The organism is Pseudomonas sp. GW822-FHT02E03, assembly GCF_058802325.1.
In genome coordinates, this window is sequence record NZ_JBXAOA010000028.1 from 41,243 (window position 1) to 64,909 (window position 23,667).

22 protein-coding genes are annotated in these 23,667 nt (G+C 59.8%); 13 read left to right on the top strand and 9 right to left on the bottom strand.

Annotated features, from left to right (window positions below):
• Nucleotides 1–13: 13 nt before the first annotated feature.
• Together flgD and flgE are read left to right on the top strand one after the other, a co-directional pair.
• Nucleotides 14–703, top strand: a complete 690-nt coding sequence (flgD, locus tag AC1RQB_RS20015; RefSeq protein ID WP_008071768.1) for a flagellar hook assembly protein FlgD — start codon at nucleotides 14–16, stop codon at nucleotides 701–703.
• Between the two features lie 31 nt (nucleotides 704–734).
• Nucleotides 735–2,048: a flagellar hook protein FlgE gene (gene flgE / locus AC1RQB_RS20020; protein ID WP_063342845.1), complete on the top strand. Its 1,314-nt coding sequence runs from the start codon at nucleotides 735–737 to the stop codon at nucleotides 2,046–2,048.
• Nucleotides 2,049–2,338: 290 nt separating this feature from the next.
• On the opposite strand, the gene AC1RQB_RS20025 is transcribed toward flgE, so the two are convergent.
• Nucleotides 2,339–5,233, bottom strand: coding sequence for a ribonucleoside-diphosphate reductase subunit alpha (locus AC1RQB_RS20025; protein ID WP_008071766.1), 2,895 nt, complete (start codon nucleotides 5,231–5,233; stop codon nucleotides 2,339–2,341).
• Nucleotides 5,234–5,967: 734 nt separating this feature from the next.
• Here AC1RQB_RS20025 and AC1RQB_RS20030 point away from each other — a divergent pair.
• Together AC1RQB_RS20030 and AC1RQB_RS20035 are read left to right on the top strand one after the other, a co-directional pair.
• Complete coding sequence (locus AC1RQB_RS20030) at nucleotides 5,968–6,690, top strand: response regulator (protein ID WP_063342846.1); 723 nt, start codon at nucleotides 5,968–5,970, stop codon at nucleotides 6,688–6,690.
• Entirely contained in the window at nucleotides 6,687–8,297 is a 1,611-nt protein-coding gene (locus AC1RQB_RS20035) for an ATP-binding protein (RefSeq protein ID WP_008071764.1), read from the top strand. The genes AC1RQB_RS20030 and AC1RQB_RS20035 overlap by 4 nt, the downstream gene beginning before the upstream one ends.
• A gap of 132 nt (nucleotides 8,298–8,429) precedes the next feature.
• Here AC1RQB_RS20035 and AC1RQB_RS20040 read toward each other — a convergent pair whose 3' ends face one another.
• Together AC1RQB_RS20040 and AC1RQB_RS20045 are read right to left on the bottom strand one after the other, a co-directional pair.
• Complete coding sequence (locus tag AC1RQB_RS20040) at nucleotides 8,430–9,155, bottom strand: 4'-phosphopantetheinyl transferase family protein (RefSeq protein WP_198537210.1); 726 nt, start codon at nucleotides 9,153–9,155, stop codon at nucleotides 8,430–8,432.
• 167 nt (nucleotides 9,156–9,322) lie between these two features.
• Entirely contained in the window at nucleotides 9,323–10,114 is a 792-nt protein-coding gene (locus AC1RQB_RS20045; RefSeq protein ID WP_063342848.1) for a dienelactone hydrolase family protein, read from the bottom strand.
• Between the two features lie 147 nt (nucleotides 10,115–10,261).
• Here AC1RQB_RS20045 and AC1RQB_RS20050 point away from each other — a divergent pair, with 147 nt between their 5' ends.
• The 4 genes from AC1RQB_RS20050 (at nucleotide 10,262) to AC1RQB_RS20065 (ending at nucleotide 13,923) form a co-directional block, all read left to right on the top strand.
• Nucleotides 10,262–10,864, top strand: a complete 603-nt coding sequence (locus AC1RQB_RS20050; protein ID WP_063342849.1) for a hypothetical protein — start codon at nucleotides 10,262–10,264, stop codon at nucleotides 10,862–10,864.
• Nucleotides 10,865–11,056: 192 nt separating this feature from the next.
• Entirely contained in the window at nucleotides 11,057–11,734 is a 678-nt protein-coding gene (locus AC1RQB_RS20055; RefSeq protein ID WP_007899104.1) for a response regulator, read from the top strand.
• Complete coding sequence (locus AC1RQB_RS20060) at nucleotides 11,731–13,077, top strand: ATP-binding protein (protein ID WP_063342850.1); 1,347 nt, start codon at nucleotides 11,731–11,733, stop codon at nucleotides 13,075–13,077. Before AC1RQB_RS20055 ends, AC1RQB_RS20060 begins: the two co-directional genes overlap by 4 nt.
• Nucleotides 13,078–13,563: 486 nt before the next feature.
• Nucleotides 13,564–13,923 carry a DUF6124 family protein gene (locus AC1RQB_RS20065; protein WP_063342851.1) on the top strand — a complete coding sequence of 120 codons (360 nt, stop codon included), beginning with the start codon at nucleotides 13,564–13,566 and terminating at the stop codon, nucleotides 13,921–13,923.
• 126 nt (nucleotides 13,924–14,049) lie between these two features.
• On the opposite strand, the gene AC1RQB_RS20070 is transcribed toward AC1RQB_RS20065, so the two are convergent.
• The gene (locus tag AC1RQB_RS20070) at nucleotides 14,050–15,063 is read right to left on the bottom strand and encodes an AraC family transcriptional regulator (protein WP_063342852.1); all 1,014 of its coding nucleotides are present in this window, start codon (nucleotides 15,061–15,063) and stop codon (nucleotides 14,050–14,052) included.
• A gap of 340 nt (nucleotides 15,064–15,403) precedes the next feature.
• Between AC1RQB_RS20070 and AC1RQB_RS20075 the strand changes: the two genes are divergently transcribed.
• Together AC1RQB_RS20075 and AC1RQB_RS20080 are read left to right on the top strand one after the other, a co-directional pair.
• The gene (locus AC1RQB_RS20075; RefSeq protein ID WP_063342853.1) at nucleotides 15,404–16,738 is read left to right on the top strand and encodes a dicarboxylate/amino acid:cation symporter; all 1,335 of its coding nucleotides are present in this window, start codon (nucleotides 15,404–15,406) and stop codon (nucleotides 16,736–16,738) included.
• A gap of 145 nt (nucleotides 16,739–16,883) precedes the next feature.
• Nucleotides 16,884–18,065, top strand: coding sequence for a CaiB/BaiF CoA transferase family protein (locus tag AC1RQB_RS20080; protein ID WP_063342854.1), 1,182 nt, complete (start codon nucleotides 16,884–16,886; stop codon nucleotides 18,063–18,065).
• Nucleotides 18,066–18,201: 136 nt separating this feature from the next.
• Here AC1RQB_RS20080 and AC1RQB_RS20085 read toward each other — a convergent pair whose 3' ends face one another.
• Both AC1RQB_RS20085 and AC1RQB_RS20090 read right to left on the bottom strand, forming a co-directional pair.
• Entirely contained in the window at nucleotides 18,202–18,696 is a 495-nt protein-coding gene (locus AC1RQB_RS20085; protein ID WP_008074985.1) for a SprT family zinc-dependent metalloprotease, read from the bottom strand.
• A 158-nt stretch (nucleotides 18,697–18,854) separates the two neighbouring features.
• Complete coding sequence (locus tag AC1RQB_RS20090; RefSeq protein ID WP_007899096.1) at nucleotides 18,855–19,457, bottom strand: Yip1 family protein; 603 nt, start codon at nucleotides 19,455–19,457, stop codon at nucleotides 18,855–18,857.
• A 420-nt stretch (nucleotides 19,458–19,877) separates the two neighbouring features.
• Here AC1RQB_RS20090 and ttcA point away from each other — a divergent pair, with 420 nt between their 5' ends.
• Together ttcA and AC1RQB_RS20100 are read left to right on the top strand one after the other, a co-directional pair.
• The gene (gene ttcA, locus AC1RQB_RS20095; RefSeq protein ID WP_008074984.1) at nucleotides 19,878–20,702 is read left to right on the top strand and encodes a tRNA 2-thiocytidine(32) synthetase TtcA; all 825 of its coding nucleotides are present in this window, start codon (nucleotides 19,878–19,880) and stop codon (nucleotides 20,700–20,702) included.
• A gap of 131 nt (nucleotides 20,703–20,833) precedes the next feature.
• Nucleotides 20,834–21,508, top strand: coding sequence for a DNA-3-methyladenine glycosylase I (locus tag AC1RQB_RS20100; protein WP_063342855.1), 675 nt, complete (start codon nucleotides 20,834–20,836; stop codon nucleotides 21,506–21,508).
• A 115-nt stretch (nucleotides 21,509–21,623) separates the two neighbouring features.
• On the opposite strand, the gene AC1RQB_RS20105 is transcribed toward AC1RQB_RS20100, so the two are convergent.
• Genes AC1RQB_RS20105 through arsC form a run of 3 tightly spaced genes read right to left on the bottom strand, consistent with a single transcriptional unit; the run spans nucleotide 21,624 to nucleotide 22,997 of the window.
• Entirely contained in the window at nucleotides 21,624–22,049 is a 426-nt protein-coding gene (locus tag AC1RQB_RS20105; protein WP_063342856.1) for a DUF2069 domain-containing protein, read from the bottom strand.
• Nucleotide 22,050: 1 nt separating this feature from the next.
• Nucleotides 22,051–22,647 carry an NAD(P)H:quinone oxidoreductase gene (gene wrbA / locus AC1RQB_RS20110; protein ID WP_008011647.1) on the bottom strand — a complete coding sequence of 199 codons (597 nt, stop codon included), beginning with the start codon at nucleotides 22,645–22,647 and terminating at the stop codon, nucleotides 22,051–22,053.
• Entirely contained in the window at nucleotides 22,644–22,997 is a 354-nt protein-coding gene (gene arsC / locus AC1RQB_RS20115; protein ID WP_063342857.1) for an arsenate reductase (glutaredoxin), read from the bottom strand. The genes wrbA and arsC overlap by 4 nt, the downstream gene beginning before the upstream one ends.
• A 114-nt stretch (nucleotides 22,998–23,111) precedes the next feature.
• Between arsC and AC1RQB_RS20120 the strand changes: the two genes are divergently transcribed.
• The gene (locus AC1RQB_RS20120) at nucleotides 23,112–23,579 is read left to right on the top strand and encodes a TlpA family protein disulfide reductase (RefSeq protein WP_207267378.1); all 468 of its coding nucleotides are present in this window, start codon (nucleotides 23,112–23,114) and stop codon (nucleotides 23,577–23,579) included.
• The last annotated feature ends 88 nt before the right edge of the window (nucleotides 23,580–23,667 follow it).

The window sequence follows — 23,667 nt, forward strand, 5'->3', positions numbered from 1 at the left end:
AGGGGCGATTCATATGAGCGTTATCAGCGATGTTCTGGCCAATTCTTCGGTCCAGACCCCGACCACCAAAGACAGCCTGACCTCGGCCGCTACCGGCGGCCAGGCGCTGGGCAAGGACGCGTTCCTGCAACTGTTGGTGACTCAGCTGAAAAACCAGAACCCGCTCGATCCTCAGGACAACAGCGAGTTCGTGGCACAGCTGGCGCAGTTCAGTAGCCTGGAAGGTATCACCACGCTGAACGATACGGTCAGCGGCCTTGCCAGTAGTTACAGCTCCTCGCAAGCCTTGCAGGCTTCTTCGCTGGTGGGGCGCTCCGTCATTGCGCAGACCGACAAAACCCTGGTCGACACCTCCAAGAGCCTTAACGGTACCGTCGTGGTGCCAACCTCGGTTTCCGCCGCCACCGTCAAGATTACCAACTCGGAAGGCAAGACCATCCGTACGCTCGAGTTGGGCAGTCAAAGTGCCGGTAACGCCAGTTTCATCTGGGACGGCAAGGACGATGCAGGCGCGGTGGCACCGGCGGGTACTTACACCTTCGGCGCAACGGCCACCATCGACAGCAAGGCGACATCGCTGATTACTTATCTGCCAGCGACCGTTAACAGCGTGACCATCAGCCAGACCGGCGGTGAGTTGATGCTGAACCTGGCAGGCATGGGCAGCGTTGCCCTGTCCAAAGTACAAACCATTGGTATATAGAGCCGACTAACACGGCACAAAGGAGTGGAATATGTCTTTCAATATCGGCCTTAGCGGTCTCTATGCAGCCAACAAACAACTGGACGTGACCGGCAACAACATCGCCAACGTCGCGACCACCGGTTTCAAATCCTCCCGTGCAGAATTCGAAGACGTGTACTCGGCCACTCGCCTGGGTACCGGCAGCAAGACCGTCGGCAACGGCGTGCGTCTGGCCAACGTTTCCCAGCAGTTCGGCCAGGGCGACGTGAACAACACCGGCAACGTGCTGGACATGGGCATCCAGGGCAACGGCTTCTTCATCCTCAGCGACAATGGCTCCCTGAGCTACACCCGTGCCGGTGCGTTCAAGACTGATGCTGAAAACTATGTGGTCGATAACAACGGCAACCGCTTGCAGGGTTATGGCGTTGATGCCAACGGCAAGATCATCAACGGTGTGTTGACTGACTTGAAAATTGATACGTCGAGCCTGAAGCCGAATCCGACTACCCGAATTGACCAAACCCTGAACCTCAACTCGTCGGAAACATCACCGACCGTGGCTACGTTCAGCCCTACGGATACCAACAGCTATAACAAGACCATTTCCACCAAGGTCTATGACAGTCAGGGCAACGAACACACCATGGATCAGTACTACGTGAAGACGGGTACTAACGCTTGGAAAATGTATACCTACATGGATGGCCGTACTCCATCCGATCCGGCTAACAACACGCTGACTCCACTGACTGCTGACATCGTTTTCAACTCGGACGGCACGGTCCAGACCCTGACCGGCAGTACTGGTTTTGCTAACGTCGGTGGCACGCTGACCATGACAGGGTGGAAGCCTGGGGCAATTACGAACGCCAATACAACACCTGTTACCTGGGGCTTGAACGGGGCTGATGCTGCTGCTTCCGGTATTGCGGTTTCCATGACTAAGGTCTCTTCCTATAATTCGCCAACCGCCCGTACCGCCCAATTCCAGGACGGTTATGCCACCGGCCAGATCTCCAGCCTGACCATCGACGCCAGCGGCGTCATGACGGCCAACTTCAGCAACCAGCAAACCAAGGCCATCGGCCAGGTGGCGGTCGCCAGTTTCGCCAACGAGCAAGGCTTGCAGCCAGTGGGCGGTACCCGCTGGAAAGAAACCTTCGCCTCCGGCGTGGCTGGTGTCGATGCACCGCAGACTGGCACCCTGGGAGCGATCGTTTCCAATTCCCTGGAAGAGTCCAACGTCAACCTGACCAACGAATTGGTCGAGCTGATCAAGGCCCAGAGCAACTACCAGGCAAACGCCAAGACCATCTCCACCCAGAGCACCATCATGCAGACCATCATTCAGATGACCTGATGTTGGTGAGCGAATAGCTTCACAAAGGGCCCCTCGCGAGAGGGGTTTTTTTATGAGCGGGATTTTTTTCAGGGGCTGAGGTTTTGGTTGTGCCGGCCTCTTCGCGGGCAAGCCTCGCTCCTACAGAATCGCGTTGATCATCTGGACGACGTATATCCTGTGGGAGCGTGGCTTGCCCGCGATAGCGTCAGACCGGCCACCACATTCATCAAGGCAAAAGAAAACCCCCGACCAGCCAGAGGCTCATCGGGGGTTTCAGGTAAGCGCCTTTCAGCGCTCACCGGCTCAGCTTATTGGCAAGCTTCGCAATCCGGCTCGTCAATCGCGCAGGCCTTCGGCACTGGAGCAGGGCCGGCAGGGGCTGCCAGGACCGAGTCGTCGCCGTGGTTGCCGCCGCTGGAAACAGCGTTCAGCTTACCGGTGTTGATGGTCGACTTCTCGGTGCTGGTCGCGGCCAGGGCACGGAGGTAGTAGGTGGTTTTCAGACCACGGTACCAGGCCATGCGGTAGGTCACGTCCAGCTTCTTGCCCGAAGCGCCGGCGATGTACAGGTTCAGCGATTGGGCCTGGTCGATCCACTTCTGACGACGGCTTGCCGCGTCAACGATCCACTTGGTGTCCACTTCGAACGCAGTGGCGTAGAGCTCTTTGAGTTCTTGCGGGATGCGCTCGATCTGCTGCACCGAACCGTCGTAGTACTTCAGGTCGTTGATCATGACCGAGTCCCACAGGCCGCGAGCCTTCAGGTCGCGAACCAGGTACGGGTTGATCACGGTGAATTCGCCCGACAGGTTCGATTTCACGTAGAGGTTCTGGTAAGTCGGTTCGATCGACTGCGACACGCCAGTGATGTTGGCGATGGTCGCGGTCGGTGCGATGGCCATGATGTTGGAGTTACGAATGCCTTTCTGTACACGGGCGCGAACCGGTGCCCAGTCCAGGGTTTCGTTCAGGTCGACATCGATGTACTTCTGGCCACGCTGTTCGATCAGGATCTGTTGCGAATCCAGCGGCAGGATGCCTTTGGACCACAGCGAACCCTGGAACGTCTCGTAGGCGCCGCGCTCGTCGGCCAGGTCGCAGGACGCCTGGATCGCGTAGTAGCTGACCGCTTCCATCGACTTGTCGGCGAACTCGACGGCAGCGTCGGAACCGTAAGGAATGTGCTGCAGGTACAAAGCGTCCTGGAAGCCCATGATGCCCAGACCGACCGGACGGTGCTTGAAGTTGGAGTTCTTCGCTTGTGGCACCGAGTAGTAGTTGATGTCGATAACGTTATCGAGCATGCGAACGGCGGTGTTCACGGTGCGTTCCAGCTTGGCGGTGTCCAGCTTGCCGTTGGTGATGTGGTTCGGCAGGTTGATCGAGCCCAGGTTGCAAACGGCGATCTCGTCCTTGTTGGTGTTCAAGGTGATCTCGGTGCACAGGTTCGAGCTGTGAACCACGCCCACGTGCTGCTGCGGGCTGCGCAGGTTGCACGGGTCTTTGAAGGTCAGCCATGGGTGGCCGGTTTCAAACAGCATGGACAGCATTTTGCGCCACAGGTCTTTGGCCTGGATGGTCTTGAACAGCTTGATCTTGCCCGGGTACTCGGACAGGGCTTCGTAGTACTCGTAACGCTCTTCGAAGGCCTTGCCGGTCAGGTCGTGCAGGTCCGGCACTTCGGACGGCGAGAACAGGGTCCACTTGCCGTCATCGAAGACGCGCTTCATGAACAGGTCAGGAATCCAGTTGGCGGTGTTCATGTCGTGGGTACGACGACGATCATCACCGGTGTTCTTGCGCAGTTCGATGAACTCTTCGATGTCCATGTGCCAGGTTTCCAGGTAGGCACAGACAGCGCCTTTGCGCTTGCCACCCTGGTTAACGGCGACGGCGGTGTCGTTCACCACTTTCAGGAACGGTACAACGCCCTGGGACTTGCCGTTGGTGCCCTTGATGTACGAGCCCAGCGCACGAACCGGCGTCCAGTCATTGCCCAGGCCGCCAGCGAATTTCGACAGCATGGCGTTGTCGTGGATCGCGTGGTAGATGCCCGACAGGTCATCCGGCACGGTGGTCAGGTAGCAGCTCGACAGCTGTGGACGCAGGGTACCGGCGTTGAACAAGGTCGGGGTCGAGGACATGTAGTCGAAGGACGACAACAGGTTGTAGAACTCGATCGCACGGTCTTCTTTGTTCTTCTCTTCGATTGCCAGGCCCATGGCCACGCGCATGAAGAAAATCTGCGGCAGTTCGAAGCGGATCCCGTCCTTGTGGATGAAGTAACGGTCGTACAGGGTTTGCAGGCCCAGGTACGTGAACTGCTGATCGCGCTCGTGGTTGATTGCCTTGCCGAGTTTTTCCAGGTCGAAGGACGCCAGAACCGGGTTCAGCAATTCGAATTCGATACCTTTGGCGATGTACGCCGGCAGTGCCTTGGCGTACAGGTCGACCATTTCGTGGTGGGTCGCGCTCTCGGCGACGCCCAGGAAGTTCAGGCCTTCGGCACGCAGGGTGTCCATCAGCAGGCGGGCGGTCACGAACGAGTAGTTCGGCTCACGCTCCACCAGCGTACGGGCAGTCATCACCAGAGCGGTGTTGACGTCGGTCAGGGCCACGCCGTCGTACAGGTTCTTCAGGGTTTCGCGCTGGATCAGGTCGCCGTCGACTTCTTCCAGACCTTCGCACGCTTCAGTGACGATGGTGTTCAGACGACCCATGTCCAGAGGTGCAAGGCTGCCATCGGCGCGGGTGATGCGGATCGACGGGTGAGCCTGTACCGCGTCCTCGGCAGGGGCGCGTACAGCGCGTTCCTTGGAACGGGCGTCGCGGTAGATCACGTAGTCGCGGGCCACTTTCTGCTCGCCGGCACGCATCAGGGCCAGTTCGACCTGGTCCTGGATTTCTTCGATGTGGATGGTGCCGCCCGATGGCATGCGACGCTTGAAGGTGGCGGTGACTTGTTCGGTCAGGCGGGCAACGGTGTCGTGGATGCGCGACGAAGCGGCAGCGGTGCCGCCTTCAACTGCAAGAAACGCTTTGGTGATGGCGACGGTGATTTTGTCATCGGTGTAAGGAACGACAGTCCCGTTTCGCTTGATCACGCGCAGCTGGCCAGGCGCGGTGGCGGACAGATCCGAATTCGAATCGGCGGCCTGCGGCAAGGTGCCCTGCGGGTTCTCGCGAGTTGTGTCGGTTTGCATGGGGGGTTGTCTCCACATTCTCTATGTTTGTTTGGGCACCATCACGGTGCCCACCGTTCTGTCCTGAAGCACTACAACCGACGTGGCGTCGGGCATAACAACTTCGGGACAGTAGGAAAAAGGCTAATGATGCCGCTTCCTTGCCGAAGTCTTTGGCCGCGAGCCAGGGCTCGAAGCCGGATTCCTTTCTGGGGTGCCAGTTTTGACTGCAACACCCGTACCGTTCTGGCTGTTCTGGCCTGAAAAAACGGTGCCATCCGCGCATGCGGTTTGGGCTTGTAAAATCGTGCTTGGTTCAACCATAAACAGGCAATAAAGCGCTTGAGTTTCTGGTCTGAAATGTGGTTGGGCTTTTAAGCTAAAACCCTACATGTAGGGTTTTTTTAGCGCCGAGGTACAAGATAATGCGTTTTTGAGGGTGTTGCAACGTACTACCTGTGGATAAACCTGTGCGTAAATTGTGTGTGAAAGGTGGAACGAGCGTGTAGGCCGCGACCTAGCTGGAGCGGACCGTTTTTCACTGATTTTCAACGATTGAAATCAGTCATTCGGATTTTTAAGGGCGCGAACCCTATCACAAAAAACCGCTGTGTCCGAACGCATTTACCCGCTTGTGTTCCAGACGTGCGCCGTTTATACAATCGGCCAATGCAGATGCATTCTTATCCTCCCCAATCATTACAAAAAGACGGGCGGATCCTTTCTTAAAGTGATGTTGGCAAGCAGAGGTCACCGTGGAGCAAGAAGTCTGGCAGGTATTGATTGTCGAGGACGACCAGCGTCTGGCCGAACTGACTCGCGACTACCTGGAAGCCAATGGCCTGCGGGTGTCGATCGAGGGCGACGGCGCCCTCGCCGCGGCACGCATCATCAAGGAGAAACCGGACCTGGTAATCCTCGACCTGATGCTCCCGGGCGAAGACGGCCTGAGCATTTGTCGCAAGGTTCGCGACAAGTATGACGGCCCGATCCTGATGCTCACCGCACGCTCCGATGACACCGATCAAATCCTCGGCCTCGACCTCGGTGCTGACGACTACGTCTGCAAACCGGTTCGCCCGCGTCTGCTGCTGGCGCGCATCCAGGCATTGTTGCGGCGCAGTGAAACCCCTGAAGCCGCCCCGGAAAAACAGCGGCGTCTGCAGTTCGGCCCGTTGGTGGTGGACAACGCGTTGCGCGAGGCCTGGCTGCATGACAAAGGCATCGAGTTGACCAGCGCCGAGTTCGATTTGCTCTGGCTACTGGTGGCCAACGCCGGGCGTATTCTGTCTCGCGAAGAAATATTCACCGCGCTGCGCGGTATCGGTTATGACGGCCAGGACCGTTCCATCGACGTGCGCATCTCACGCATCCGCCCGAAGATCGGCGATGACCCGGAGCATCCGCGGCTGATCAAAACCATCCGCAGCAAAGGCTATCTGTTCGTTCCCGAAGCCTGCGCAGACTTGTCGCTGTGAACTCGATCTTCCTGCGCATTTATGGCGGCATGTGCGCGGCGCTGATTCTGGTGGCTGTGCTCGGCGTGCTGGCCTTGCACCTGCTTAACCAGGTGCGCAGCGAGCAATACCGCGAGCGTCTGGCCCACGGCACGTTCTCGTTGATGGCCGATAACCTGCAACCGATGAACGAAACCGAGCGTCATCGGGCCTTGCTGGTGTGGGAGCGCTTGCTCGGGATTCCGTTGGCGCTGAAGACATTCCCCCAGACCGACCTCGACCTGACCCAGCGCACCCGCGTGCTGCGCGGTCAGGCACTGGTGGAGCAGACCGGCCCGCACGCGGCAAAGGTTTACCGTTTGGTCAGCGACAAGGAACAACTGGTGCTCACCGGGGAAGTCCAGCAGATCAGCGAACAACTGGCGCGAGCGACCATTTACCTGTTGGCCGATGAACTGGTGCGCTACCCAGTGGCCGAGCAGCCCAAGCGTCTGGCGCAGTTAAAGGAAGAGAAGGGTTTCGGCTTTGATCTGCGGCTGGTCACGATCGATCAGGCCGACATGGACGAAGATCAGAGCCGCCGCGTATCCGAAGGCGACACGGTGATGGCGCTGGGCAAGGGCGGCGATTCCATCCGGGTGTTTGCCGGCATGGTCGGTACGCCGTGGGTACTGGAAATCGGCCCGCTGTATCAAATGAATCCTTACCCGCCTGAGTGGTTGGTGCTGATTGCAGCCCTTGGCCTGAGCCTGATCGGTTTGATCGTCTATCTGTTGGTGCGTCAGCTGGAGCGCCGTTTGCGCGGGCTGGAAGCCGCCGCCACGCGCATCGCCAAGGGCAGCCTGGAAACCCGCGTGCCGGCACGCGGCGCGGACTCGGTGGGGCGTCTGGCCTCGGCGTTCAACGGCATGGCCGAGCACTTGCAGCAATTGTTGGCGATTCAGCGAGAACTGGTGCGCGCCGTGTCCCATGAACTGCGCACGCCGGTGGCGCGGTTGCGTTTTGGCCTGGAGATGATCGGCTCGGCCACCACGCCTGAGGCGCTGGAAAAATACCGCGAAGGGATGGACCACGATATCGAGGATCTCGATCGGCTGGTCGACGAGATGCTCACCTATGCGCGGCTGGAGCAGGGTTCGCCGGCGCTGAATTTTCAGCGGATCGACCTGGATGCGTTGGTCAATCAGGTGATCGAAGAACTGGCGCCGTTGCGCGCCGAGGTCACGGTGCAGCGCGGTTTGTGCCTGTCGGCCGCCGATTGCGACGACGCCTGGGTCGAGGCCGAGCCACGCTACCTGCACCGGGCGTTGCAGAACCTGGTAAGTAACGCCATGCGCCACGCCCATTCACGGGTGACCGTCAGTTATCAGGTCGGGCAGCAGCGCTGTCGGGTAGATGTCGAGGATGACGGGCCAGGCGTGCCGGAAACCGCCTGGGAGAAAATCTTCACCCCGTTCCTGCGCCTCGATGACAGCCGCACCCGTGCCTCGGGCGGGCATGGGTTGGGGTTGTCGATCGTGCGGCGAATCATCCATTGGCATGACGGGCGAGCATTGATCGGCAAGAGCAAAAGCCTGGGCGGGGCCTGTTTCAGTTTGAGCTGGCCGAGGAATCAGGAGCGGCGGTGAGATCTGCGGTGAATGATCCACCGCTTTCGCGAGCAAGCCCGCTCCCACATTGGACCGTATCTGACGTGGGAATGCGGTCCAATGTGGGAGCGGGCTTGCTCGCGAAGAGGCTCTGTCAGGCGCTACAAAACCTCAGGCCTTGATACTGACCAGACTCAACAACTGCCCATCCATCACCGCAAATTGCGCATCCAGCTCAATGCCGCTACGCCATTCACCGGACAGGTCGGTCAGCAATCGCAACCGCACTTCACCCGCCTCGCTCCACTCCAGCACCTCGGCGTGTTCGAAATAGAAGCGCTTCTGCACGATAGGGTACAGCGCCTTGAACAGGCTTTCCTTCACCGAAAACGTCAGCGTCACCAGCATTGCCAATTGATCGCGAGCACCAGCAGCCATGCGTTGTAACTCAGGCCCGGTGAGAATTTCCCCGGCCAGGCGTTCGGCGCGCTCTGCGTCGAGCAGGTTTTCCAGGTCCATTCCCAAGCCACGCCAATGGGCTTTGTTCGCGACTATTGCTGCGGCCCGGCCAGTGCTGTGGGTGATCGAGCCGGTGATATGCGTTGGCCACACCGGTGCGCGGTCTTCGCCGATGGCCGGAATGAAGCTCAGCCCTTCCAGTTGTTGCAACGCCGCCCGAGCACAGACTCGCCCGGCGAGAAACTCGGCCTGGCGCTTGGCCACCGAACGCTGGATGCTCGCAGGCGGCTCGATGGCGCTGCGCTGGAAATCATCACTGGCCAGTTGCCTGGTATCGAAGTGGGTACCCAACAGGACCGTATCGGGCAGCACAAACGGCAGCGGCCAATGGGCGTCGAGTGGGGAGCAGCAGACGGGTAGGGCGGGGACGGGATTCATGACGGGCATTTTGCCGGGTTGCCTTGAGGCTGGGTAGTGGCTGAGAGCTTGATCGTTCCCACGCTCTGCGTGGGAACGCATCCAGTGACGCTCTGCGTCACACCGTCGAAGGGACGCGGAGCGTCCCGGGCGGCATTCCCACGGGGACCGTGGGAACGATCATTGTGTCAGCCAAATATCTTCTTGAAAAACGCCTGCATGTCCGCCCAAGACTTTTCATCCGCGGTCTTGCTGTAACCAATGTCCGGCCCGCCATGATCGCCATGGCTCAGACGATCCGCCTCCGGATTGCTGAACCCATGCTTGGCGCCTTCGAGAGTGACGAACTTGTAGTCGGCACCGGCCTTGTCCATTTCCGCTTTGAACGCCGCCACGTTTTCCGCCGTGACCATGCTGTCCAGAGCGCCATGCTCCACCAGGACTTTCGCCTTCACGCTGCCAGGCGTCGCGGGGGTAGTGGTCACCAGCGCGCCGTGGAAACTCACCACGCCTGCCAGCGGTACGCCTTGACGCGCCGCATCCAGCACCACCTTGCCGCCGAAGCAATAACCGATGGCCGCCAGTTTGGCCGGATCGGTCTGCGGCTGTTTCTTCAGCAAGTCGAGCCCGGCCTGAAATCGCGCACTGGCCGCTGCGCTGTCCTTCAATGCTGCTTGCATGAAGGCCATGGCGTCCTTGGCGTGTTCGGTGTTCTTGCCGTCGCCAAACATGTCGATCGCCAGCGCGCTGTAGCCCAGACCGGCCAGATCACGGGCGCGGCGCTTGGCGTAGTCGTTGAGGCCCCACCATTCATGCACCACCACCACGCCCGGACGCGGGCCTTTGATGGCGTCGTCGTAGGCGTAATAGCCGATCAGCTTGGTGCCGTCGGCACTCTGGTAGGGAATTTCCTGGGTCTGGATGGCGGCCTGGCTGACCCCGCTCAGAGCCAGTAACACGAGGGCGAGGAACACACGCATGATCAAATCTCCATATTAGGAATCGTGAGAACAGCGTAGTCGATTTGATTCAGCTCAGGTTCAGAGTGCGTTCAGGGGCAGTACAGGGAGGGGTCAGTAACCTTGCCCCGTACCCAAAAAGCACATAGCGCATGAGGAAACTCCCCGATGACTACTTTTAAAAAACTGCTTCTGGCTTTCACCGTGATGGGCGCCAGTGTCGCGGCCCACGCCGACACCACCAATTTCGCCGGCCTGACCTTTGGCCAGACCAGCGACAAGGTTAAAAAATCCAGCGCCCTGAACGACAACCTCAACCACCCGAACGCCGACGGTGTGATTGGCAAGGACAACACCTGGGGCGTGCGTCTGGGCCAGCAAGACAGCAAGGGCCGCTACTACGCCACTTATGACAATGTGTCGGGCTCGCACAATGGCATTAAACTGCGTCAGGAAAACCTGCTGGGCAGTTACGATCTGTTCTACCCGGTAGGTGGCAGCACCAAATTGTTCGGCGGTGCCACCGCCGGTTTGACCAAACTGACCCAGGAGTCGCCAGGCTTCAGCCGCGACAGCGACATCGGTTACGCCATTGGCGGCCAGGTCGGTGTATTGCAGCAAGTTTCGCAAAACACCTCGGTCGAGCTGGGTTACCGTTACCTGCGCAGCAACGCCAGCACCGAGATGAGCGAGCGCGGCGGCAGCAAACAGGGTTCGCTGGACTTGACCAGCAGCGCCCAGACCTACCTGTCCGCCAACTACGCGTTCTAAAAAGCGTTTTATGAGGGTAGGCGCCGAGGCCAGTCGGTTAAGCAAAGTCCCTGTGGGAGCGGGCTTGCTCGCGAAAGCGGTGTGTCAGGCGACATCAATGTTGACTGTGCCACCATCTTCGCGAGCAAGCCCGCTCCCACATGTTCCGCGGCGTTATGTCTTTGGAGATGTTGATTTGCCCAGGAGAGCGTTATGAAATTGCTGGTCGTCGAAGATGAAGCGCTGTTGCGCCATCACCTGCAAACCCGCCTGACGGATAGCGGCCACGTGGTCGAATCCGTGGCCAACGCCGAGGAGGCGTTGTACCAGGCCGAGCAGTTCAACCATGACCTGGCGGTGATCGACCTCGGCCTGCCGGGCATGGGCGGGCTCGATCTGATTCGTCAATTGCGCTCCCGGGGCAAGACGTTTCCGATCCTGATCCTCACCGCGCGGGGCAACTGGCAGGACAAGGTCGAAGGCCTCGCCGCCGGCGCTGATGATTACGTGGTCAAGCCCTTCCAGTTCGAAGAGCTGGACGCCCGGCTCAATGCCTTGCTGCGCCGCTCCAGCGGTTTCACCCAGTCGACCATCGTCGCTGGCCCCTTGCTGCTGGACCTCAATCGCAAACAGGCGTCCCTCGATGAACAACCGTTGGCGCTGACCGCCTACGAATACCGGATCCTCGAATACCTGATGCGCCATCACCAGCAAGTGGTGGCCAAGGACCGCTTGATGGAGCAGCTCTATCCGGATGACGGCGAGCGCGATCCGAATGTGATCGAAGTGCTGGTCGGCCGCTTGCGCCGCAAACTCGAAGGCCCGGCCGGCTTCAAGCCGATCGATACCGTGCGTGGCCTTGGCTACCTGTTCAACGAGCGCTGCACTTGATTCGTTCCCTTCGCGTCCGGCTGATGCTCGCCGCCACCATCCTGGCGGTGTTGTTCATGCTGGCGTTGCTGCCGGCGATGCAGGGCGCGTTCAGCCTGGCATTGCAGGACTCCATCGAGCAGCGCCTGGCGTCGGACGTCACCACGCTGATCTCTGCTGCCCGGGTGGATAACAACCGCTTGCAGATGCCGGCGCAGTTGCCCGACGAGCGCTTCAACCTCACCGACAGCCGTTTGCTCGGCTACATCTATGACCGCGAAGGTCATCTGGTCTGGCGCTCGAAAGCTACCCAGGAAGAGAAGATCAACTACAAACCGCGTTACGACGGGCGCGGTAACGAGTTCGCAAGGATTCGCGAAGCCAATGGTGAAGAGTTCTTCGTCTATGACGTCGAGGTCAAACTGCTGGGCGGCCAAAGCGCGGCGTTCAGCATCGTCGCCCTGCAACCGGTGCGTGAATACGAAATCACCCTCGAAGGCCTGCGGGAAAACCTTTATCTGGGCTTTGGCGCAGCGTTGCTGGTGTTGCTCGCCTTGCTGTGGATCGGCCTGACCTGGGGCTTGCAGGCGTTGCGCCGGCTGAGCCAGGAGCTGGACCAGATCGAGGGCGGCACGCGTGAAAGCCTGAGTGAAGAACATCCACGGGAACTGCTGCGCCTGACCGGCTCGCTCAACCGTTTGCTGCACAGCGAGCGTGAGCAGCGCAGCCGTTATCGCGACTCCCTCGACGACCTGGCCCACAGCCTGAAAACCCCGCTGACGGTGTTGCAAGGCGTCAGCGAAGACATGGCGCAAAAGCCGCAAGAGCGCGAGCAGGCCTGGGTGCTGCAAACCCAGATCGAACGCATGAGCCAGCAGATCGGCTATCAACTGCAACGCGCCAGCCTGCGCAAAAGCGGGCTGGTGCGCCACCAGGTGCGCCTGCGCCCAGTGTTGCAAAGCCTCTGCGACACCCTGGACAAGGTCTACCGCGACAAACGTGTGCGTGTCGCTTTCGATCTGCCGGAGCAGTGTTACGTGCCGATCGAGCAGGGCGCCTTGCTGGAAATGATGGGCAACCTGCTGGAAAACGCCTATCGCCTGTGCCTCGGCGAAGTGCGTATCAGCGTGCGCGAAACCCTCAGCGGGATTGAGTTGTGCGTCGAAGATGACGGGCCGGGCGTGCCACCGGACCAGCGTGCGCGGATTCTGCAGCGGGGCGAACGGCTTGATCGTCAGCATCCGGGGCAGGGGATTGGGTTGGCGGTGGTCAAGGACATCATCGAAAGCTACAGCGCCAAGCTGACGCTGGGGGATTCGCCGATGGGCGGGGCGGCGTTCCGGATTCATTTTCCGGTGGTTTGACTCTGTCACTGATCGTTCCCACGCTCTGCGTGGGAATGCCTCAAGGGACGCTCCGCGTTCCAGCTCTGGAAAGGGACGCGGAGCGTCCCGGGCTGCATTCCCACGCGGAGCGTGGGAACGATCATAAACAGCGGTGTTTAAAACACATCTCCAGATACTCTCCCAGGCTACACATTCTTGCGCCGCTGCCTACGACTACGCCAGAATCCGCCGGCTAGTGCGCCTGGGGCGCGGGCTCTATCCTTTGCCGGTCGCTGACGAATCAGCGATCGGGTTTAGCGATCCGATCCCATACACAGACGCAAGAGCGCCCAAGTTTTGATTGCAGTTTTTAGTGCCTGCAATTCGCGTAATGGTGGCTGTGCGTGGGAGACCTTCGAGTCTACCCGGGGTTTCTGTGACCCGGATCGCTAACCTGCGTACAGCCGCCACCTTTACTTGTTTAGCGATAGGTCGTGGCGGCTCAATCAACCACGGAGTTTCGCCATGTTCAAACCTACACCCAACCCACCTGAAACCGATCCAACCTCCCCCTACGAATCCCTCGATTCGAAAAAACTCAACGAAGCCGCCGACCGCGCCCTCGATTACTACCTAAAACCGGACATTCCCAAAGACACCAAGCGCAAACCCAGCACCATTTACCATGTCGGCGCCGAGGTCGATAACGAAACCCTGCTGGTCAACGCCTGCGAATCCCTGGCATCAGCCAGCATGATGCTCAGCGAGTTCGCCGGGTTGATGGACATGCCACATCGCAACATGATGTTGGGGATTCAATCGGTGGTCATGCTCGGGGAGCTGGCGGTGAACCGGGTGCTGGATAACTTCGATCCGCGAGGCTAGCGAGGATGATCGTTCCCACGCTCTGCGTGGGAATGCCTCAACGGACGCTCTGCGTTCGGCTCTGGAAGGGACGCGGAGCGTCCCGGGCTGCATTCCCACGCGGAGCGTGGGAACGATCACTAGAACTCAATTCTCCTGGGCGCGATAGGCCCCAGGCGTCAACCCGGTCCACTTCTTGAACGCCCGGTGAAATGCCGAGGGCTCGGAAAACCCCAACTGCTCGGCAATCTGTTGCAACGACAGATCCGCACGCCCCAGGTGATAAATCGCGATGTCCCGCCGCAGTTGATCCTTCAATTCCTGAAAACTCGTGCCTTCTTCGCGCAAATGCCGACGCAAGGTTTGCGGGCTGATGTGCAGGTGCGCGGCCACCGCTTCCAGGTCCGGCCAGCGCGCATTGTCGCGGCTGAGCAAGCGCCGCAGCTGGCTGCTCAGGCTGTCGCCTTCGTCGGGGCGCGATAGCAGGTCGGCGGGGGAGCGCTCGAGAAAGTGCTTGAGGGTTCGTTCGTCCTGTAACAGCGGCATGTTCAGGTAGCGACTGTGAAACAGCAGGCTGCTTTGCGACGTCGTGCTCTTTACGGTGGAAAAACTCAGCGGGCAGGAAAACAGCAAGTCGTATTCGGCCCCGTGTTCGGGCCTCGGGTAGCTGAACGTGGCCTGCTCCAGACGAATGCGCTGGCCGATCAGCCAACTGCCGAACCGATGCCAGATCACCAACAGGCTTTCGCTGAGGAAGTGGTCCGGATCCCACAGCGGCGAATCGTCCAGGCACAGACGAACCATCTCGCCTTCGCGGCTCAGCGTCAGACGCGGCGCGCCGGGGAACAGGCTGTAAAACAATAAACCGCGATTGAGCGCTTTCTCCAGCGTGCGGCAGTGGATCACCGCGTGGCACATCATCGCGAAGCTGCCGGGTTTGCTCGGCGCTTGCCCGAAGCCCAGGTATTCATCGTCCAGGGCCAGCCACAGCCCCTGGATCAATCGGGCGAACTGCTCAGGCGCGATTCGGGCGCGCGGCTCCTCAAGCAACTCGGGGCTGATCCCCAATTGCTGCAAAAGACTCGAATAGTCGTAGCCACGCCGACGCGCGCCACCAAGGGCGGCACGGGCGAAATGGCTGGCGATGGTGCGTTCGCGCATAAGAGGGCAGGTCCGTCCATTGAGCAATGGATGGTAGCGGTGCCTGTCGAGAATGAACAAGGCGGATATCCGCCAAATTGCAGGACGAGGTTTGGCTGATGGGCGGAAATCCGCCACATCGTTGTAGCGGGTCAGTGACCCAAAAAAACCTGTAACCCTTGATGTCACAAGGCTGGCGGGGTTTTTTTCGAAGGTGGCACGGCGCTTGCGATACAAGCCGCAGAGGTCTGCCGGCGTGCAGCTCGACAAAACAAATCCCTCCAGTGCAGGAGGGTTCGCAATTGAGGTGTCAGGGGCAACAGATGGATGTTGTTACTGAGGCACTCTTGAGGAACTTACAATGACGACTCGTCAGCCACTGTATAAATCCCTGTACTTCCAGGTGATCGTTGCCATCGCTATCGGCATCCTGCTCGGTCACTTCTACCCGCAGACCGGTGTAGCCCTCAAGCCGCTGGGTGACGGGTTCATCAAACTGATCAAAATGGTCATCGCGCCGATCATCTTCTGTACCGTTGTCAGCGGCATCGCCGGCATGCAGAACATGAAATCGGTCGGCAAGACCGGCGGCTATGCGCTGCTGTATTTCGAAATCGTTTCCACCATCGCCTTGCTGATCGGTCTGGTCGTGGTCAACGTCGTGCAACCGGGCGCCGGCATGCACATCGACGTGACGACCCTGGACACCAGCAAAATCGCTGGCTTCATCTCAGCCGGTAAAGACCAGAGCATCATCGGCTTTATCCTCAACGTGATCCCGAACACCATCGTCGGCGCCTTCGCCAACGGCGACATCCTGCAAGTGCTGATGTTCTCGGTGATCTTCGGTTTCGCCCTGCATCGCCTGGGTGCCTACGGCAAACCGGTGCTGGACTTCATCGATCGCTTTGCTCACGTGATGTTCAACATCATCAACATGATCATGAAGCTCGCTCCAGTCGGCGCGTTCGGTGCGATGGCCTTCACCATCGGTGCCTACGGTGTCGGTTCGCTGGTGCAACTCGGTCAGCTGATGATCTGCTTCTACATCACCTGCATCCTGTTCGTGGTTCTGGTTCTGGGCGCCATCTGCCGCGCGCACGGTTTCAGCGTCATCAAACTGATTCGCTACATCCGTGAAGAACTGCTGATCGTGCTGGGCACTTCCTCTTCGGAATCCGCGCTGCCACGCATGCTGATCAAGATGGAACGCCTGGGTGCGCAGAAATCGGTTGTGGGTCTGGTGATCCCGACTGGCTACTCGTTCAACCTCGACGGTACGTCGATCTACCTGACCATGGCGGCTGTGTTCATCGCTCAGGCGACTGATACGCCGATGGACCTCACTGCCCAGATCACCTTGCTGCTGGTGCTGCTGTTGTCCTCCAAAGGTGCGGCGGGTGTGACTGGTAGTGGCTTCATCGTGCTGGCAGCCACTCTGTCGGCCGTGGGTTCTCTGCCGGTGGCCGGTCTGGCGCTGATCCTCGGTATCGACCGCTTCATGTCCGAAGCCCGTGCGCTGACCAACCTTGTGGGTAACGCCGTGGCCACCCTCGTGGTCGCCAAGTGGGTGAAAGAGCTGGACGAAGACACGCTGCAAGTCGAGCTGGCTTCCGGCGGTCGCGGTATCTCCGACGAGCGTGAAGTAGACGACTTGGGTGTGGCTGAAGGCCCAACCCCAGCCAGCGTCAAGTAAGTACTCTGGCTGCATGAAAAACCCGCTTCGGCGGGTTTTTTCATGCCTGCAATTTGAGCGCAACGGTCACCGCCGCTGACACATCAGGTGATTGCTGCAATGTCCTCGGCTGCCTAGGCTTGGGGGATTGCACTGGAGAACACTTATGCTCGGTCCACTGGCATCACTCAAGGTTCTGGATTTTTCGACACTGCTGCCGGGGCCGTTCGCCTCGTTGCTGCTGGCAGACATGGGCGCCGAGGTGCTGCGCATCGAGTCGCCGACCCGCATGGACCTGCTGCGAGTGCTGCCGCCGCATGATCAAGGCGTCTCGGCCAGCCACGCCTACCTCAATCGCAACAAGCGCAGCCTGGCGCTGGACCTCAAGCAGCCCGAGGCGCTGGAGGTGATCAAGCAATTGCTGCAGGACCACGACATCGTGCTGGAGCAGTTTCGTCCCGGCGTGATGGACCGGTTGGGTTTGGGGTATGAAGCCTTGAAAGCGATCAACCCGAAGCTGATTTATGTGTCGATCACCGGGTATGGCCAGACCGGCCCTTACAAGGACCGCGCCGGTCACGACATCAACTACCTGGCGCTGGCGGGGCTTTCGAGCTACACCGGTCGCGCCGACAGCGGCCCGGTGCCGTTGGGCATGCAGGTGGCGGATGTCGCGGGCGGCTCGCTGCATGGGGTGATCGGCTTGCTGGCGGCGGTGATCGCGCGACAGCAGACCGGGCAGGGGCAGCATCTGGATGTGAGCATGACCGACTGCGCCTTCAGCCTGAACGCCATGGCCGGTGCCGGGTACCTGGCCTGTGGCGTGGAGCCGGGCAGGGAGGAGCAGATGCTCAATGGGGGTAGCTTCTACGATTACTACCGTTCACGCGATGGACGCTGGTTGTCGGTGGGCAGTCTGGAGCCGGTGTTCATGCAGCAACTCTGCATGGCGCTGGGCCGGCCGGAACTGGCGGCCCAGGGGCTGTCACCCCAGCCGGCCCGGCAACAGGCGCTCAAGGAGGCGTTGAAAATTGAATTCGAAAAATACGACTTTGCCCAGTTGTGTGAGCTGTTCGCCGGGGTCGATGCGTGCGTCGAGCCGGTATTAAGCCTGGGCGAAGCGGTGCGGCATCCGCAGTTGAAAGCACGGGAATTGGTGACTGAGGTGCCAAGGGGCGATGGTTCGACTCAGGCGCAGATGGCTTGCCCGTTGAAGTTTTCAGCAGGGCTGCCTGAGCCTCGGCATATCGGGGCGGGGCTGGGTGAGCATACCGATCAGGTGTTGGGGGCGTTGGGGTTCAGTGTTGAGCGGATCGAGGAATTACGGCGTGCCAGGGTGATTATCTAGCGTCTGTCCCGGCCCAATCGCAGGCAAGCCCGCTCCCACAGGGATCAGCTTTGATTACAAAATTTGTGAACGACTCCGACCGCTGTGGGAGCGGGCTTGCCCGCGATGAGGCCGGCCCAAACACCACAAATCTGACTTATTCGACCCGCATCTCGCCACTGAACACCAATGTGCTTCTGCACCGCCGACACAGATACCGCCGCCCCTGTCTCACCAAACCATGTCGCTGCGCCGAAAACGGGAAATCGCTGTCGGGGCACGGGCATTTGTAGATGTAGCGGGTCACGCTACGGCGTTTGACGTCGTAGGTGTGGCAGCGGTTGGGCGGCAGTTCGTAAACACCGCGCATGATCAGTTGCCACTCTTCGCCGTGAGGCTGGATGCGGTCGCCGAACAGTTGATGGGCGATCAGGTGCGCGACTTCATGCGCCACGGTCTGCTTGAGAAAGTCTTCGGTGTTTTCCCGGTACAGCTGCGGATTGAAACGCAGCAGGTTCTCGTGCAAATGCGCGACACCGGCTTTTTGCCCGCGCAGCTTGAGGCTCACCACGGGGCGTTTGAAAGGTCGTTTGAAAAAGGATTCGGCTTGTTGGAAACAGTCTTCGACGCGGGTATTGAGTTGCTCGGGCATGCTTGATGGATCTCCAGAGACGTCGAGTATGCCGCAACCCTCGGGACTTGCGAATCGCCGAGGAGCCGAATGGTCGTACCTCCTGCTCTTTCTTAGAGAGTAGAAGGCCGCCTTGCGGCGGCCTGTGTTGGCAGATCTTGTTTTTGGTGGGTGTGTTGCTAATTCGTATAGACCGGCCCCACGCCAAGTCCCCAGACAATCACCGTGAACGCCATGATTGCCACCAGCACCACCAGTCCTACGGCGAGCACCGAGCTTGAAAACAGGAATCCCTCGTCTGATGGAATGTTCATGAAAGTGGGTAGCCCCACATACAGCAGGTACACCGTGTAGCAGATGGCCGCGGTGCCGACGATCATCCCAAGCCACATGTGTGGGTACAGCGCCGCCAGACCGCCGATAAATAGCGGTGTCGCGGTGTAGGTCGCAAATGCAACGCAGCGTGCCAGGCTCGGGTTGGCGTCATAGGTGCGAGCCATCCAGTGGATGAACGCGCCCATCACCGCGACACCGCCGAGCATCGCCAGGTACGACATGATGGTCATCCACAGCGCGCTTTCCGTGGTCAGCATTACCGGCGCTCGACTACCAATGACCCAGCCGACCTGCGTGGTGCCGATAAACGCCGACACGGCAGGGATCGCCGCCAGAATCAAGGTGTGTGTGAGGTACATGTGGCTGATGCTTTCCTCCTGGTCGCCACGGATTTCTTTCCATTCCTGGTCAGGGTGGGTGAAGAGCCCCACTACGTGATGGATCATGCCAGTCACTCCTCTTGTTGTTGCCATCGCCCCCCAGCGGAGCGCTTACGGGCCAAAGTGGCCAGGTAAGTACAGGTCTGAATACGTATGCGACCTTATGCCGCAGTATAGAAAGGAGTTACCGGTAATAGTGCGAGGGGCTTAGAGCAAATCGCGCTGTAAACACTATTGTTAATCGCCGCCGGGTCTGTGCCGAATGAAACCTGTGGCGAGGGAGCTTGCTCCCGCTGGGACGCGAAGCGGCCCTGATGTTGTGTCAGGCAAACCGTGTCGGCAGGTTTTGCGACTGCTGCGCAGCCGAGCGGGAGCAAGCTCCCTCGCCACAGGGGTATGCTCAAGTCCTGTAAAGTGCAGGCTTCGCCCCGAAAAGGTTTTTGCGTAAAATGCCGGCCTTTCGTCACACCTCACGGATTTCGCGTCATGGGCACTCTTACGGTCAACCAGAACAAACTGCAAAAGCGCCTTCGCCGCCAGGCGGGTGAGGCTGTCGCCGATTTCAACATGATTGAAGACGGCGACAAGGTCATGGTCTGCCTGTCCGGTGGCAAAGACAGCTACACCATGCTCGACGTGCTGATGCATTTGCAGAAGGTCGCCCCGATCAAGTTCGAGATCGTGGCCGTGAACATGGACCAGAAGCAGCCAGGCTTTCCCGAGCATGTGCTGCCGGCTTACCTCAAAGAACTGGGCATCGAGTACCACATCGTCGAGAAAGACACCTATTCGGTGGTCAAGGAGCTTATTCCTGAGGGAAAGACCACCTGCTCGCTATGCTCGCGCCTGCGTCGCGGCACGCTCTACACCTTTGCCGATGAAATCGGCGCGACCAAAATGGCCCTCGGTCACCACCGCGACGACATCGTCGAGACGTTCTTCCTCAACATGTTCTTCAACGGTTCGCTCAAGGCCATGCCGCCGAAGCTGCGCGCCGACGACGGTCGCAACGTGGTGATCCGCCCGCTGGCCTACTGCAACGAAAAAGATATCCAGGCTTACTCGGACTTCAAGCAATTCCCGATCATCCCGTGCAACCTCTGTGGCTCCCAGGAAAACCTGCAACGCCAGGTGGTTAAAGAGATGCTGCAGGAGTGGGAACGCAAGACTCCGGGCCGTACCGAAAGCATTTTCCGCAGCTTGCAGAACGTGATCCCGTCGCAACTGGCGGACCGCAACCTGTTCGACTTCACCAACCTGCGCATCGATGAAACCGCCGCTTCGCGCTTCGTCAACGTTGTAAACCTCTAAACACAATCACTGTGGGAGCCAGCCTGCTGGCGATAGCGGTGGGTCAGACACATCATTATTGACTGACCCACCGCTATCGCCAGCAGGCTGGCTCCCACATGAGTCTATTCACTTACTCATCAGGAAAGGGCATGCGCGATTACAAGTGGCTGCACGAATACTGCTTGAACCGCTTCGGTTCGGCGGCTGAACTGGAAGCCCATCTGCCCGTTCCCAAGACCCCGGCGCAATTGCGCAAGATCAGTGACGACCGCTACCTCTCGACCATGGCGTTGCGGGTGTTCCGCGCCGGGCTCAAGCACAGCCTGGTGGACGCCAAGTGGCCGGCGTTCGAAGAAGTGTTCTTCAAGTTCGACCCGGAAAAAGTCGTGCTGATGAGCGCCGAACACCTCGAACGCCTGATGCAGGACGCGCGGATCATCCGCCACCTGGGCAAGCTCAAGAGCGTGCCGCGCAATGCGCAGTTCATTCTGGACGTGGCCCATGAGAAGGGCAGCTTTGGCGCTTTGATCGCCGAATGGCCGGTGACCGACATCGTCGGGTTATGGACCTATCTGAAAAAACACGGGCATCAGTTGGGCGGGTTATCGGCACCGCGATTCTTGCGGATGGTGGGCAAGGACACGTTCGTGCCGAGCTACGACGTGGTAGCAGCGCTGAGTGCACAGAAGATCGTCGACAAGGTCCCGACTAGTCTGAGGGACATGGCCACGGTGCAGAATGCGTTCAACCAGTGGCACGAAGAGAGCGGTGGGCGACCGATGAGCCAGATTTCGATGATGCTGGCTTACACAGTGAATCATTGAGACCGCATCGAATCCATCGCGGGCAAGCCCGCTCCCACAGGTATTGGTTTTGAGCACAAAATGTGTGAACGACCCCGGTCACTGTGGGAGCGGGCTTGCCCGCGATGGCGATATGTCAGGCGACAGAGATCTCGCCTTCACCCGCCAACTTGCGGTTCAACTGAAACCGCCACCGCACATACAACATTGCCGAGCAGAACACCGCCAGGCTCGCGCCCATCTCCAGTAAACCGAACAGCTGGCGGTTCGGGTCATACGCGGCCAATGCGCCTTTCATGAAATACAGGTTCACCACAAAACACATCCACGAATGCCCGCGGGCGCTGCCAACGATCATCCCCGGCGCCAGCAACAGCAGCGGCACCAGTTCGATCAGCAGAATCACCCACGGCCGCGCGCCATGCAGGTCGGCGAATATCAGGTAGTAGATGCACAGCAGTCCCACCAGGCCGAAAAAGCACAGCAGGCTGATAACGCGCATCGCCCGTACTCGCGGTTCGAGCCATTCGATGGAAGGCAGAATCTTCGGCTTTTTGGCCATTTCAGCTCACCAACTTTTGCGCAGTCTTCGCCAACCGCAGGCCCAAGGCGCGGCACAGCGCAACTTCGTGTTCATTCAAGCCGCTTTTGCCATCGGCCCCGGCGTGATGGCTGGCGCCATAAGGCGTGCCGCCACCGCGGGTTTCCAGCAGCGCCGACTCGCTGTAAGGCAGGCCGGTGATCAGCATGCCGTGGTGCAGCAACGGCAACATCATCGACAGCAGCGTGGTTTCCTGGCCGCCGTGCAGGCTCGCGGTGGAGGTGAAAACCCCGGCCGGTTTGCCTACCAGGGCGCCGGTCAGCCACAGATTGCTGGTGCCATCGAGAAAGTACTTCAACGGTGCGGCCATGTTACCGAAGCGGGTCGGGCTGCCGAGGGCCAGGCCGGCGCAGTTCTTCAGGTCGTCAAGGCTGGCGTACAGCGCGCCTTCATCGGGAATGTCCGGCGACACGGCTTCGCACTCGGTGGAGATCGCCGGCACGGTGCGCAGGCGCGCTTCCATACCGGATTGCTCGACACCACGGGCAATCTGCCGGGCCATTTCATTGGTCGAGCCACTGCGGCTGTAATACAGCACCAGAATGTACGGCGCACTCACGGCAGCAACTCCAGCACATTTTCCGGCGGACGGCCGATGATGGCTTTGTCGCCGACTTCGAGAATCGGTCGCTCCATGAGTTTTGGGTTCGCGGCGATGGCGGCGATCAATTGCGCCTCGCTCAGGCTGTTGTCGGCCAGGTTGAGGGTTTTGTACTCGTCCTCGCCGGTGCGCAGCAATTGCCGGGCGCTGATACCGAGCTTGCTCAGCAGGCTCTGGATTTGCGCGGCGTCCAGCGGGGTTTCCAGGTAGCGGACGACCGTTGGCGTCAGGCCACGGGCTTCGATGAGTTCGAGCGCACCGCGGGATTTCGAGCAGCGCGGGTTGTGATAAAGCGTCAGATCGGTCATGTGCGGGTCGCATCTTGCGTAAGGTGGCGGCTATTCTAACTGGGCGGCGCGTAATCCAGAACCTTGGGAGGCGATGGGTCGCAGGTGCATTCCATTTTTGACAAGGATCGAGACATGACAAGGCGACTGGCAGCGGCATTGGCGATTATGGGGGCGTTATTGCTGGGGGGCTGCGGCAACGACTATGGCGTCGACCAGAACGGTCACAAAGTCGCCGCCGAGCGTCTGGACAAACAATGGCTGGTGCTCAATTACTGGGCTGAGTGGTGCGGCCCGTGCCGTACCGAGATTCCCGAGTTGAACGTGCTGGCCGAGCAGCTCAAGGGCAAGAAGATCGGTGTGTTCGGGGTCAACTTCGACAATGTGCAGGGCGAAGACCTGAAAAGCGCCAGCGAGAAACTGGGGATAGCCTTCACCGTGCTAGCCCAGGACCCGGCCGACCTTTTCGAGTTGCCGCGCAGTGAAGCGTTGCCGGTGACTTACATCATTGATGACAAGGGCAAGGTGCGGGAACAGTTGATGGGAGAGCAGACGGCGGCGGGGGTGATGGCGAAGCTTGAGGCGTTGCAGGCGATTAACTGATCATAAGTGGACCTGTAGGAGCCAGGGGTGGGGGGGGGGGGGGGGGGGGGGGGGGGGGGGGGGGGGGGGGGGGGGGGGGGGGGGGGGG

Bases quoted from the DNA above. Each gene is read 5' to 3' on its own strand.
- AC1RQB_RS20105 (WP_063342856.1), bottom strand. From the start codon at position 22,049: ATGGCCAAAAAGCCGAAGATTCTGCCTTCCATCGAATGGCTCGAACCG.
- AC1RQB_RS20075 (WP_063342853.1), top strand. From the start codon at position 15,404: ATGACGACTCGTCAGCCACTGTATAAATCCCTGTACTTCCAGGTGATC.
- ttcA (WP_008074984.1), top strand. From the start codon at position 19,878: ATGGGCACTCTTACGGTCAACCAGAACAAACTGCAAAAGCGCCTTCGC.
- arsC (WP_063342857.1), bottom strand. From the start codon at position 22,997: ATGACCGATCTGACGCTTTATCACAACCCGCGCTGCTCGAAATCCCGC.
- AC1RQB_RS20100 (WP_063342855.1), top strand. From the start codon at position 20,834: ATGCGCGATTACAAGTGGCTGCACGAATACTGCTTGAACCGCTTCGGT.
- AC1RQB_RS20080 (WP_063342854.1), top strand. From the start codon at position 16,884: ATGCTCGGTCCACTGGCATCACTCAAGGTTCTGGATTTTTCGACACTG.
- AC1RQB_RS20040 (WP_198537210.1), bottom strand. From the start codon at position 9,155: ATGAATCCCGTCCCCGCCCTACCCGTCTGCTGCTCCCCACTCGACGCC.
- AC1RQB_RS20065 (WP_063342851.1), top strand. From the start codon at position 13,564: ATGTTCAAACCTACACCCAACCCACCTGAAACCGATCCAACCTCCCCC.
- flgD (WP_008071768.1), top strand. From the start codon at position 14: ATGAGCGTTATCAGCGATGTTCTGGCCAATTCTTCGGTCCAGACCCCG.
- AC1RQB_RS20120 (WP_207267378.1), top strand. From the start codon at position 23,112: ATGACAAGGCGACTGGCAGCGGCATTGGCGATTATGGGGGCGTTATTG.
- AC1RQB_RS20045 (WP_063342848.1), bottom strand. From the start codon at position 10,114: ATGCGTGTGTTCCTCGCCCTCGTGTTACTGGCTCTGAGCGGGGTCAGC.
- AC1RQB_RS20085 (WP_008074985.1), bottom strand. From the start codon at position 18,696: ATGCCCGAGCAACTCAATACCCGCGTCGAAGACTGTTTCCAACAAGCC.
- AC1RQB_RS20070 (WP_063342852.1), bottom strand. From the start codon at position 15,063: ATGCGCGAACGCACCATCGCCAGCCATTTCGCCCGTGCCGCCCTTGGT.
- AC1RQB_RS20090 (WP_007899096.1), bottom strand. From the start codon at position 19,457: ATGATCCATCACGTAGTGGGGCTCTTCACCCACCCTGACCAGGAATGG.
- AC1RQB_RS20050 (WP_063342849.1), top strand. From the start codon at position 10,262: ATGACTACTTTTAAAAAACTGCTTCTGGCTTTCACCGTGATGGGCGCC.
- AC1RQB_RS20025 (WP_008071766.1), bottom strand. From the start codon at position 5,233: ATGCAAACCGACACAACTCGCGAGAACCCGCAGGGCACCTTGCCGCAG.
- AC1RQB_RS20055 (WP_007899104.1), top strand. From the start codon at position 11,057: ATGAAATTGCTGGTCGTCGAAGATGAAGCGCTGTTGCGCCATCACCTG.
- flgE (WP_063342845.1), top strand. From the start codon at position 735: ATGTCTTTCAATATCGGCCTTAGCGGTCTCTATGCAGCCAACAAACAA.